This window comes from Pseudarthrobacter chlorophenolicus (assembly GCF_000962805.1).
Taxonomy (GTDB): Bacteria; Actinomycetota; Actinomycetes; order Actinomycetales; family Micrococcaceae; genus Arthrobacter; species Arthrobacter chlorophenolicus_A.
Window position 1 is genome coordinate 148,713 of record NZ_JZTW01000005.1, and the last position, 12,738, is coordinate 161,450.

Consider the following 12,738-nt stretch of genomic DNA (forward strand, 5'->3'; position numbering starts at 1 on the left):
TGGGGGTCATAGACTTTCCCTCATGAGTGAGAGCCAGATCGAAACAGAGAGCAAGCCTGACATCAAGCCCCGCAGCCGGGTGGTTACCGACGGCATCCACGCCGCACCGGCGCGCGGCATGTTCCGTGCGGTCGGCATGGGCGACGATGACTTTGCCAAGCCCCAGGTTGGCGTGGCAAGTTCGTGGAACGAAATCACTCCCTGCAACCTTTCCCTGAACCGGCTGGCCCAGGGCGCCAAGGAAGGCGTCCACGCCGGCGGCGGGTTTCCCATGCAGTTCGGCACCATCTCCGTGTCCGACGGCATCTCCATGGGCCACGAGGGCATGCACTTTTCCCTGGTTTCCCGTGAGGTCATTGCCGATTCCGTCGAGACCGTCATGCAGGCCGAACGGATCGACGGTTCAGTATTGCTCGCCGGCTGCGACAAGTCCCTCCCCGGCATGCTCATGGCCGCGGCCCGCCTCAACCTGTCCAGCGTGTTCCTTTACGCCGGCTCGATCATGCCCGGCTGGGTAAAGCTTGAGGACGGCTCCGAGAAGGAGGTCACCCTCATCGATGCCTTCGAAGCCGTCGGCGCCTGCGCCGCCGGCAAGATGAGCATGGAGGACCTCACCCGCATTGAGAAGGCCATTTGCCCGGGCGAAGGCGCCTGTGGCGGCATGTACACGGCCAACACCATGGCATGCATCGGTGAGGCCCTGGGCATGTCCCTGCCCGGCTCTGCCGCCCCGCCCTCGGCAGACCGCCGTCGTGATGAGTTTGCGCGCAAGTCCGGTGAAGCGGTGGTCAACCTGCTCCGCAAGGGCATCACCGCCCGCGACATCATGACCAAGGAAGCCTTCGAAAACGCCATCGCCGTCACCATGGCGTTCGGCGGGTCCACCAATGCGGTACTGCACCTGCTCGCCATCGCCCGCGAAGCCGAGGTAGAGCTGACCCTTGACGACTTCAACCGAATCGGTGACAGGATTCCGCACCTCGGCGACCTCAAGCCGTTCGGCCGCTACGTCATGACCGACGTCGACAAGATCGGCGGCGTGCCCGTCATCATGAAGGCACTGCTCGATGCCGGCCTGCTGCACGGCGACTGCCTCACGGTCACTGGCAAGACCGTGGCGGAAAACCTGAAGGCCATCAACCCGCCGGACGTGGACGGCAAGATCCTCCGCGCGCTGGACAACCCCATCCACAAGACCGGCGGCATCACCATCCTCCATGGCAGCATGGCTCCGGAGGGCGCCGTGGTTAAGAGTGCGGGCTTCGACGCTGACGTCTTCGAGGGGACCGCCCGCGTGTTCGACCGCGAGCAGGGTGCCCTGCAGGCGCTGGACAAGGGCGGCATCCATGCCGGCGACGTGGTGGTCATCCGCTACGAGGGGCCCAAGGGCGGCCCGGGCATGCGGGAGATGCTGGCCATAACCGGCGCCATCAAGGGCGCGGGCCTGGGCAAGGATGTCCTGCTGCTGACCGATGGCCGGTTCTCCGGTGGGACCACAGGGCTGTGCATCGGCCACGTCGCGCCGGAAGCGGTCGACGGCGGCCCCATCGCCTTCGTCAGGGACGGCGACCGGATCCGCGTGGACATCGCAGCGCGCAGCTTCGACCTGCTGGTGGACGACGCGGAACTCGAGGCCCGCAAGGTGGGCTGGGAGCCGCTGCCCGCCAGGTACACCAAGGGCGTCCTGGCGAAGTACGCCAAGCTGGTCCACAGCGCCAGCACCGGGGCCTACTGCGGCTGACGGGCTTCGACCCGCTCAACCGCCGGCCGGTGGTTGAGCGGGTCGAAACCTGAGCTGCTCATGCCATATGATCAAGGGGTGGACATTGAAGTCCATATGGTGAGATGGGTTGGTCCCGCGTTGACACCCGTCACACCAGAGGGAAAACTGAACGCATGACTTTCGTTACCAACTGCGCAGTTGCAGTCGTCGTCCTTACCAAGCGCGTGGCTCACTAGCCCCGGCAACGAACTGTCACGCGCAAACCCCTCGAAGAGCCACCACGGCTTGAGGGGTTTTTTTATTCCCCGCAGTTTCACCGCTAATGATGATCCACAAGGAAGAGTCCGATGAGCAAAGGATCGCCGATCAGCCCCTCGCTGATGGCTGCCAAGTCCCCTGGAGCCCCCAAGGCTCCGGAACGCGCCGACCGGACGGCTGAGCATGCCGCCGTCGTCGCCGACCTTGCTGCTGTCTCTCCTGTCCTTGGGCCGAACAACGTTGTACCCCCAACGGTGATGACCGGCTCGCAAGCTATTGTCCGCTCGCTCGAAGAACTCGGCGTCGACGATATTTTCGGTTTGCCTGGTGGCGCGATCCTGCCCACCTACGACCCCTTGATGGCCTCCACCATGAACCACGTGCTGGTCCGTCACGAACAGGGAGCCGGCCACGCCGCGCAAGGCTACGCCATGGTGACGGGACGGGTTGGCGTGTGCATCGCCACTTCCGGCCCCGGCGCCACCAACCTCGTAACCGCCATCATGGATGCCCACATGGACTCCGTGCCCCTGGTGGCCATCACCGGCCAGGTGTCCAGCGGCGTCATCGGCACTGACGCCTTCCAGGAAGCAGACATCGTGGGCATCACCATGCCCATCACCAAGCACTCCTTCCTGGTCACCGACCCCAACGACATCCCGCATGTCATGGCGGAAGCTTTCCACCTGGCCTCCACCGGCCGTCCCGGTCCCGTCCTCGTGGACGTTGCCAAGGACGCACAGGTGGGCCAGATGACGTTCTCCTGGCCGCCCCGCGTTGACCTGCCCGGCTACCGGCCCGTCACCCGCGGCCACAACAAACAGGTACGCGAGGCGGCAAAGCTCATCGCCGCGGCCTCCAAGCCGGTCCTTTACGTTGGCGGCGGTGTGGTCAAGGCCCACGCCAGCGCCGAGTTGCGGGCACTTGCCGAAGCTACCGGCGCGCCGGTAGTGACCACCCTGATGGCCAAGGGTGCGTTCCCGGACTCGCACCCGCAGCACGTCGGCATGCCCGGCATGCACGGCAGCGTTTCGGCGGTGACCGCCCTGCAGCAGTCGGACCTGCTGATCACCCTCGGCGCCCGCTTCGATGACCGCGTTACCGGTGTCCTGAAGACCTTTGCGCCCCACGCCAAGGTGATCCACGCAGACATCGACCCCGCGGAAATCTCCAAGAACCGTGCCGCGGACGTTCCGATCGTGGGCTCGGTCAAGGAGATCATTCCCGAACTGACCGAGGCCGTACGGGCCCAGTTCGAGGCCGCCGGATCCCCGGACCTCACCACGTGGTGGGCTTTCCTGAACAACCTCAAGGAAACGTACCCGCTGGGGTTCACCGAACCCGAGGACGGGCTCACCGCACCGCAGAAGGTCATCGAACGCATCGGCGCCCTCACCGGGCCCGAAGGCGTCTACGTGGCCGGCGTCGGCCAGCACCAGATGTGGGCAGCCCAGTTCATCAAGTACGAGCGCCCCCACGCCTGGCTGAACTCGGGTGGCGCCGGGACCATGGGCTACGCCGTTCCGGCGGCCATGGGCGCCAAGGTCGGGGAGCCTGACCGCGTGGTCTGGGCCATCGACGGCGACGGCTGCTTCCAGATGACCAACCAGGAACTTGCCACCTGCGCCATCAACAAGATCCCCATCAAAGTTGCCGTCATCAACAACTCCTCGCTGGGCATGGTGCGGCAGTGGCAGACCCTCTTCTACGAGGGCCGCTACTCCAACACCGACCTCAATACCGGCCATGACACCGTCCGCATCCCGGACTTCGTCAAGCTGGGGGAGGCCTACGGCTGCGCCTCGTTCCGCTGCGAACGCGACGAGGACATCGACGCCACCATCCAGAAGGCCCTCGAAATCAACGACCGCCCCGTGGTGATCGACTTCGTGGTGAGCCCCAACTCCATGGTGTGGCCGATGGTGCCCGCCGGCGTGAGCAACGACCAGATCCAGGTTGCCCGCAACATGACCCCGGACTGGGAAGAGGAAGACTGACCATGAGCCGCCATACACTTTCCGTCCTTGTTGAAGACAAACCCGGCGTCCTCACCCGCGTGGCGAGCCTCTTTGCCCGCCGGGCCTTCAACATCAACTCCCTGGCCGTTGGCCCCACCGAAGTCCCCGGAATTTCCCGGATGACAGTGGTGGTCGACGCCGATGGTGAGCTCATCGAACAGGTCACCAAGCAGCTGAACAAGCTGGTGAACGTGATCAAGATCGTTGAGCTGACCTCCGAATCTTCCGTACAGCGCGACCACATCCTGGTCAAGGTACGTGCGGATGCCGCAACACGCCTGCAGGTGACCCAGGCTGCAGACCTGTTCCGCGCCTCGGTGGTGGACGTGTCCACAGACTCCGTCGTCATCGAGGCCACCGGCCATCCCGAAAAGCTCACGGCACTGCTTTCAGTGCTGGAGCCCTTCGGCATCCGCGAAATTGTGCAGTCCGGCACCCTGGCCGTTGGACGGGGATCCCGCTCCATGAGTGACCGGGCACTGCGCTCCGCCTAGGCAGCACGCCGCGGCGGGACGCGTGCCCGCAACCGCAGCACCGCAAGACCACCATCTACAAAACCACTCAAGAGGAGTTACGCAAGTGACTGAAATGTTCTACGACGACGACGCCGACCTGTCGATCATCCAGGGCCGCAAGGTAGCCATCGTTGGCTACGGCTCGCAGGGCCACGCCCACGCGCAGAACCTGCGCGATTCCGGCGTCGAGGTTGTCATCGCCCTCAAGGACGGCTCCAAGTCGATCGCCAAGGCCGAGGACGCAGGCTTCACGGTCAAGAACGTTGCCGACGCCGCCGAATGGGCCGACGTCATCATGATCCTGGCTCCGGACCAGCACCAGCGCTCGATCTTCACCGAGTCCATCAAGGACAAGCTGACCCCCGGCAAGGCACTGGCCTTCGCCCACGGCTTCAACATCCGCTTCGGTTACATCCAGGCACCGGAAGGCGTTGACGTCATCCTGGTGGCCCCGAAGGCTCCCGGCCACACCGTGCGCCGCGAATTCGAAGCCGGCCGAGGCATCCCGGACATCATCGCCGTCGAGCAGGACGCGTCCGGCTCCGCCTGGGACCTGGCCAAGTCCTACGCCAAGGCCATTGGCGGCACCCGCGCCGGCGTCATCAAGACCACCTTCACCGAAGAGACCGAAACGGACCTCTTCGGCGAGCAGTCCGTCCTGTGCGGTGGCGTCTCCCAGCTGATCCAGTACGGCTTCGAAACCCTGACCGAAGCCGGCTACCAGCCGCAGATCGCCTACTTCGAGGTGCTGCACGAGCTCAAGCTCATTGTGGACCTCATGTGGGAAGGTGGCATCGCCAAGCAGCGCTGGAGCGTCTCCGACACCGCAGAATACGGCGACTACGTCTCCGGCCCGCGCGTCATCACCCCCGAGGTGAAGGAAAACATGAAGGCCGTCCTGGCCGACATCCAGTCCGGGGCCTTCGCCAAGCGGTTCATCGAGGACCAGGACAACGGCGGCGTTGAGTTCAAGGCACTGCGCGCCAAGGCAGAGCAGCACCCCATCGAAGAGGTTGGCCGCGAACTGCGCTCCCTCTTCTCCTGGCAGCAGCAGGACGCGGACTACGTCGAAGGTTCCGCAGCCCGCTAAGGCCACCGCGCGCCGCCAGGCGAACGCGCGACAGCCAGCTAAAGTGCCGTGATGAGGCCGGGTTCACACTTAACAATGTGAGCCCGGCCTTTCCGTCGGCCTAGACTTGTTCCCATCCCCAGGACTGCAACGCAGAGGATCAGCCGTGTCAAAACCCGTAGTACTGCTCGCCGAAGAACTTTCCCCCGCCACCGTCGAGGCCCTCGGCCCGGACTTCGAAATCCGCCAGACCGACGGCGCTGACCGTTCCCAGCTGCTCTCCGCAATTGGCGATGTTGACGCCATCCTGGTCCGGTCCGCAACGCAGGTGGATGCCGAAGCCATCGCAGCGGCGAAGAACCTCAAGGTCATCGCCCGCGCCGGGGTGGGGCTGGACAACGTGGACATCAAGGCCGCCACCCAGGCAGGCGTCATGGTGGTCAACGCCCCCACGTCCAACATTGTCTCCGCAGCTGAACTTACGGTGGGCCACATCCTGAGCCTTGCCCGCCACATCCCGCAGGCCAGCGCCGCCCTCAAGGACGGCGAATGGAAGCGGTCCAAGTACACCGGCATCGAGCTCTTCGAGAAGAAGATCGGCATCATCGGCCTCGGCCGCATCGGCGCACTGGTGGCAGCCCGCCTGAAGGGCTTCGACACCAAGATCCTTGCCTACGACCCCTACATCACCTCGGCCCGCGCGGCCCAGCTCGGCGTCCAGCTGGTCACCCTTGACGAGCTGCTTGCCCAGTCCGACTTCATCACTATCCACATGCCGAAGACCCCGGAGACCGTGGGCATGCTCGGCGCGGATGCCTTCAAGAAGATGAAGAACACCGCCTACGTCATCAACGTCGCCCGCGGCGGCCTGGTGGACGAAGAGGCCCTGTTCACGGCCCTGCAGGACGGCGACATCGCCGGTGCCGGCGTCGACGTCTTCTCCAAGGAGCCCAGCACGGACCTTCCGTTCTTCAAGCTCGACAACGTGGTGGTCACCCCGCACCTGGGCGCCTCCACCGATGAAGCCCAGGAAAAGGCCGGCGTCTCCGTGGCCAAGTCTGTCCGCCTGGCCCTCGCCGGTGAACTGGTTCCGGACGCGGTCAACGTGGCCGGCGGCGTCATCGCCCCCGACGTGCGCCCCGGCATCCCGCTCATCGAGAAGCTGGGCCGCATCTTCACCGCACTGACCCACGACTCACTGACCCAGTTCGACATCGAAGTTGCCGGCGAAATCTCCTCGCTGGACGTCAAGGTCCTCGAACTCGCGGCCCTCAAGGGCATCTTCGCCGACGTCGTCACCGAACAGGTTTCCTACGTCAACGCCCCGGTAATCGCCGAGCAGCGCGGGATCAACGTCCGCCTGATCACCACCCCGGACACCGAGTCCTACCGCAACGTGCTGACCCTGCGCGGCGCCCTGAGCGACGGCAGCCAGATCTCCGTGGCCGGCACCCTGACCGGTCCCAAGCAGATCCAGAAGCTGGTGGGCATCAACGGCTTCGAGGTGGAAATCCCCATCAGCGAACACCTCGTGGTGGTGGCCTACGCCGACCGCCCCGGCGTCATCGGCACCATCGGGCACATCCTGGGCATGAACAACATCAACATCGCCGGCATGCAGGTGGCCCGCCACGACGAAGGCGGACAGGTGCTGGCGCTGCTGACCATCGACAGCTCCGTCCCGCAGCAAGTCCTGGACGCCATCAAGGCCGGCATCGGCGCAGAGATGGTCCGCGAAGTGGACCTGGAGGACTAGCACCCCTCATTCCGTAGGCCGCACGAAACGCCGAACGACACGTCCCGGCTCGGCGCGTCCCGGTGCGGCCACGTATGATTGGCCGGTCTGCTTAATATGGCCTGGTTCCGGTTCGGGACCGGTCCGGCAGGCCGGCCAATACTTTTTTGCACATCCGTCCGTAATCGTCCATGTCCGCTGCCGCCACGTGGTCGACACGGGTGTGCGCCACGCAATCCAGGTTTCAGGGAGTTCAATGAACGCCGTCCAGAGGTTCATCAGGAGCAAAGTGCTGCTGTTGACCGCGGCCATCCTGATCGCAGCCATGTGCTTGTCGGTCCTCGTCCAAAGCCAGTCACAGGCTGCACTGAACAGGACAGTGGATGAAAATTCACGCGGCCTGTACGACGTGCTGGTCCAGGCCAAGGCTCCTGCCGGAGCCCTGCTGCAGCCCGAGATCGCCAACGGCACCGGCGGCATCAGCTTCGAGCAGCTGGATTCGATCCGCAGGCTCACCGGAACGTCTGTGGCTGCTCCCATCAGCCTCGTGTCCCGGGTGACGCAGAACCTCGAAGCGCCCAGGCTGGACGCCATGGACTACCTCGGCTACAACGCCGGGCTCGCCGGGACGGCAACGGCCGACCAGGCTGCCGGTGCCACCTCCCCGGACAAGTGGCCGGCCGCGGAATCGGTCCTGAGCGACAAAGCCAAGAAGTACCGCCTGACGGCAAGCGCCGTAAGTTCCGACGGCGTCTCCGAGCAGACGCTGTTCAAGTCCACCGCCGAGGGAACCCTGGGCAAGGCCAAGCTCGTTGAAGAGAAGGCAGCCGGCGGCAGCAGCATCCGCATCGCCGCTCCCTCGGGAGAAACCGGCATCAAGTTCCCCTCCCCGGCCGGCGGCTCCGAACACAACCTGTTCAACCTGTCCGTCTCCCTGCCGCTCGCGCCCGAGGTGACGGAATCCGTGGTGGCCGTTGACCCCGCATCGGAGCGCGCCCTCCTCGGCACTGCCGGGGACTTCCTGGCCCCGCTCGAGAAGGCGCCGCCTGCCGACGCACGCAACGCCGGCGCCGTCGGCCGCTACCTCGAAGGCCTCTTCACCAACGGCATCGGCCTTGACGAGCTCAAGGACGGACCGGACTTCCTGGGCGTGAAGCTGAAGTACTGGGCGCCGCTGATGACCCAGTACCAGCAGGCCAAGCGCACCGGCCAGCTGACCAACGACTCCCAGGCCATCCCGCTGGTGGTGCGCTCGGGCACCTCCCTTGACCTGAAGTACAACGTCAAGATCGAAGAGATCGACGACTCCGGCAAGGTGGTCAACGAGGTGGGCACCGCCACCCGCTCCCTGGACAAGGACTACCTGCCGTTCGTCTCCAAGGATCCGTTCGCGCTGTCCTGGCCCGGCTCGACCGACCACACGTCGCTGCTGGGCGCCAATGGAAACTTCAACCAGGGCCTTTACACCCCCGCAAAATGGAGCACCGACTTCGCGGCAGCTCCGAAATACACCGATGCCGGCACGGCGGCCAACGGTGCCGTGGACAAGACCGCCGTCCCCGGTGAATGGGTAACCGTCAACCGCCTTCCCGAAAAGAGCGCCAACGGCGCCCCGGTGGACCAGACCCAGCGCGAGCCGGTGGACGAGCGCTCCTACCGGGACAACCTGTCCACCGGGCAGAAGCAGGCCTCGCCGCTGGCCATGGTGTACGGCACCTTCGACCCCGCAGCAGTGGCCGAGGCCTCCGGCGACGTCAACAAGCTGCCCCTGGGCGGCTACGACCCCACGCCGTTCACGATGGTCAAGGACGCCGAGGGCAAGGACGTTCCGGCCACGGAGCTCCAGCCGTCCCTCAGCGCCACCGGACTGGCCAGCCAGTCAGCAGGCGCCATCACGGACTACTACGGCCTGGCCGCAGCCCGCGGCTACACCAACAACGCCAACGTCATCGACGCCATCCGGGTCCGCGCCAAGGCGCCGGGCAGCTGGAAGGAAGCACAGCCCGACGTCGAAAAGCTCGCGGCGGAGATCCGCGACATGGGCCTGGAAGCCACCATCGTGGCTGGTTCAGCCCGCGAAGACGCCAGCATCTTCGTACCCGGCTACTCCAAGGACGACGCCGGCAAGGAATCACCGCTGGGCACCGTCCAGCAGTCCTGGGTCCGGCAGAACGCCGCAGACGCCGTCACCGGATCGCTGTCCGGTACCAACGTCACCCTGCTCTTCCTGACGCTCTGCGGCGCCGCCCTGCTCACCGGGGCATCGACGGTCAGCTATATCCGTAAACGGCGCAGCGAGGCCGGAACCCTGCGCGCCATGGGCTGGACCCAACGGCGGATCCGCAGCTGGGTGCTGGAGGAATTCGGCGTCGGCGCGGTCCTGCTTGCCGTGGCCGGCATCGCCCTGAGCCTCATCAGCTGGAGCCTGTCCACCGCACTGGTGTGCGCCGCCGTCCTGGTGCTCTACGCCGCCGCGGCGCTCTTCGCCGCACAGCAGCTCAGGCACCGCGACGTCATTGACCAGGAACCGCAGCATGACGAACGGCTGATCCCGGTGGACTCGCCGCTGACCTTCGCCAACCGCCAGCTGGGCACCAACAAGTTCAACACCCTGTCCCTGGCCGTGGCAGTGGGTGTCTTCGGCGCCGCCGTAGGCGGACTGATCGCACTGCTGATCGACATTCCCCGTGCAGCCGGCGCCAGCGCGCTCAGCGGACTTGCCGCAGCCAGCGTCGCGCTGCCCAGCATCCTGTTGGCCATCGCCGGCGTGGCCGTGGGACTCGTCCTCACCCTGGTCACCGGCAGGTTCGAACTGAACGCCAAACGCCAGTACCTGGGCATCCTCGAGGCCATGGGCTGGAACCCGGACATGCTGCGTCAGGTCCGCCTGTTCGAAAACGCGCTGGTGGGAACTGTCGCCCTGCCCCTGGGCGTGCTGGGCGCCCTGGGCATCGGCCTCCTCCTGGCCCCCTACGCCGCGCTGTGGGCAGGCGTTGCCGGCCTCGTGGCAGTACTTTGCTGGATTCCAATTGCAACGAAAGTGGTCCAATGACAAACCCGACGAATGTCCAGCGGAGCCGCAGGGGCGGCTCCGGCGAGGTTCCCCTGCAGACCCGCGCCAACACCATCGTCAAGGCGGCCGACCACGCCACCCCGCTGGAGCTGTGTGACATCACCATCCGCTATGGCGGCGGCAAGGGCGGGGCCGAGGCAGTCAGCGTCGTCGAGGGCTTCGACCTGACCCTGCACGCCGGTGAGATGCACTGCGTCGCCGGCCGAAGCGGCTCGGGCAAGACCAGCATCCTCACAGTCGGTGCGGGACTGACGCTGCCGACGTCGGGACGCGTCTTCTGGGAAGGCGATTCGCTCGAAAGCATGGGCGACGATGAAATCGCCGACCGCCGTCGTGCGCTGATCGGCTACGTGGACCAGGGCGGTGCCCTGATCGACGGCATGAGCGCCCTCGAAAACGTCCTCCTGCCTGCCGTTCCCGACGGCGAGGTGGACCAGCGCCGGGACATGGCCAAGGACCTCCTGGACCTGGTGGGCCTGGGCCGCCGCATGCGGCACCGTCCCGCGCAGCTTTCCGGTGGCGAGCGGCAGCGGGTCGCCATCGCCCGCGCCCTGATCCTGGGCACGCGTGTACTGGTGGTGGATGAGCCCACGGCCAGCCTGGACCGCGCCTCTGCCAACCGCATCATCAGCATCCTCAAGGACACCACCTCCGACGGCATCGCCGTCCTGGTGGCGTCACACGACCACGAACTGGTCCGGCTGAGCGATAGCCTGACTGAACTGATCTAGCCCGTCCCTCCGCATCGAAGGTAACTGTCCGCACGTGACTGCTTCAGAGAAAACGCCGTTCTACATCACCACGGCCATCACCTACCCCAACGGCGTACCGCACATCGGCCACGCCTACGAGTACATCGCCACCGACGCCATGGCCCGCTTCAAGCGCCTGGACGGCTACGACGTGATGTTCCTGACGGGCACGGACGAGCACGGGATGAAAATCGCCCAGACGGCCGAAAAGGAAGGCATCACTCCCAAGGAGCTGGTGGACCGGAACGCGGAAATCTATAAGGCGGCGCACGAAGCCCTCGGCATCACATACGACCGCTTCATCCGCACCACTGACGAGGACCACTACGCGGCGTCGCAGGCCATCTGGAAGAAGATGGAGGCCAACGGCGACATTTACCTCGACAAGTACGAGGGCTGGTACTCCGTCCGGGACGAAGCGTTCTACGGCGAGGACGAGACCGTTGTGAAGGACGACGGCGTGCGCTACTCGAAGGAGACGGACACCGAGGTGACGTGGACGGCCGAGGAGAGCTACTTCTTCCGGCTGTCCGCCTACCAGGACAAACTGCTGGCGCTCTATGAAGCGCAGCCTGAATTCGGTGCCCCGCAGTCCCGGTTCAACGAAGTGATCAGCTTCGTCAAGCGCGGCCTGGAGGACCTGTCCATCAGCCGCACCACCTTCGACTGGGGCGTTCCCGTTCCGGGCAACAGCAACCACGTCATGTACGTGTGGGTTGATGCACTGACCAACTACCTCACCGGTGTGGGCTACCCGGACGTGGACTCGGAGAAGTTCCGTCGGTTCTGGCCGGCCGATGTCCACGTGATCGGCAAGGACATCTCCCGGTTCCACGCCATCTACTGGCCCGCCTTCCTCCTGAGCGCCGGCCTGGAACTCCCCAAGCGCGTCATGATCCATGGCTTCCTGCACAACAACGGCGTCAAGATGTCCAAGTCCCTGGGCAACGTGGTTGCTCCGGCCGATTTCGTGGAGCAGTACGGCCTGGACCAGGTGCGGTTCTTCTTCCTCCGCGAGGTGCCGTTCGGGGCTGACGGCAGCTACAACCACGAGGCTATCGTGGGCCGGATGAACTCGGACCTGGCGAACAACTTCGGCAACCTGGCGCAGCGTTCCCTGTCCATGGTGGCCAAGAACTGCGGGGGAGCGGTTCCCACCCCGGGTGCTTTCACGGACGCGGACACTGCCATCCTGGTACAGGCCGGCGCCCTGCTGGACACTGCGCGGGCAGCGTTCGACAAGCAGGAATTCAGCCGGGCCCTTGAGGCCATCTGGGCGGTCCTTGGCGACACCAACGCCTATTTTGCCGAGCAGGCACCCTGGGTGCTGCGGAAGACCGACGTCGAACGCATGAACACGGTCCTGTACGTCACCCTCGAGGTGCTGCGAATCGTGGCCATCCTCGCCCAGCCGGTGATGCCGGGCTCGACGGCGCGGCTGCTTGACGCCCTGGGCCAGCCGGAAGGTGACGCACGCCAGTTCGCCGCGGTGGCAACGCGTATCGCCGCCGGGACGCCGCTGCCCGCCCCGGTGCCGGTGTTCCCCAAGTACGAGGAACCGGCAGAGGCATAGCCGGCCGCCCCGGAAAAGACCC

Annotated in this window: 8 protein-coding genes; all 8 read left to right on the forward strand. The window is 65.6% G+C overall.

The features are described 5' to 3' along the window. Window positions 1-22 precede the first annotated feature (22 nt). The 8 genes from ilvD (at window position 23) to metG (ending at window position 12,716) form a co-directional block, all read left to right on the forward strand. Complete coding sequence (gene ilvD / locus UC32_RS07495; RefSeq protein ID WP_045730607.1) at window positions 23-1,741, forward strand: dihydroxy-acid dehydratase; 1,719 nt, start codon at window positions 23-25, stop codon at window positions 1,739-1,741. 329 nt (window positions 1,742-2,070) lie between these two features. Further along, window positions 2,071-3,978, forward strand: coding sequence for an acetolactate synthase large subunit (locus UC32_RS07500; protein WP_045730608.1), 1,908 nt, complete (start codon window positions 2,071-2,073; stop codon window positions 3,976-3,978). A gap of 2 nt (window positions 3,979-3,980) precedes the next feature. Further along, on the forward strand, window positions 3,981-4,493 hold the full coding sequence (gene ilvN / locus UC32_RS07505; protein ID WP_045730609.1) for an acetolactate synthase small subunit: 513 nt from the start codon (window positions 3,981-3,983) through the stop codon (window positions 4,491-4,493). Between the two features lie 85 nt (window positions 4,494-4,578). Next, entirely contained in the window at window positions 4,579-5,604 is a 1,026-nt protein-coding gene (gene ilvC, locus UC32_RS07510; RefSeq protein ID WP_045730610.1) for a ketol-acid reductoisomerase, read from the forward strand. Between the two features lie 145 nt (window positions 5,605-5,749). Then, complete coding sequence (gene serA / locus UC32_RS07515) at window positions 5,750-7,339, forward strand: phosphoglycerate dehydrogenase (protein WP_045730611.1); 1,590 nt, start codon at window positions 5,750-5,752, stop codon at window positions 7,337-7,339. 235 nt (window positions 7,340-7,574) lie between these two features. Beyond that, window positions 7,575-10,370: an FtsX-like permease family protein gene (locus tag UC32_RS07520; protein WP_045730612.1), complete on the forward strand. Its 2,796-nt coding sequence runs from the start codon at window positions 7,575-7,577 to the stop codon at window positions 10,368-10,370. Continuing rightward, window positions 10,367-11,122, forward strand: a complete 756-nt coding sequence (locus UC32_RS07525; protein ID WP_045730613.1) for an ABC transporter ATP-binding protein — start codon at window positions 10,367-10,369, stop codon at window positions 11,120-11,122. The genes UC32_RS07520 and UC32_RS07525 overlap by 4 nt, the downstream gene beginning before the upstream one ends. A 34-nt stretch (window positions 11,123-11,156) precedes the next feature. Continuing rightward, complete coding sequence (metG, locus tag UC32_RS07530) at window positions 11,157-12,716, forward strand: methionine--tRNA ligase (protein ID WP_045730614.1); 1,560 nt, start codon at window positions 11,157-11,159, stop codon at window positions 12,714-12,716. The last annotated feature ends 22 nt before the right edge of the window (window positions 12,717-12,738 follow it).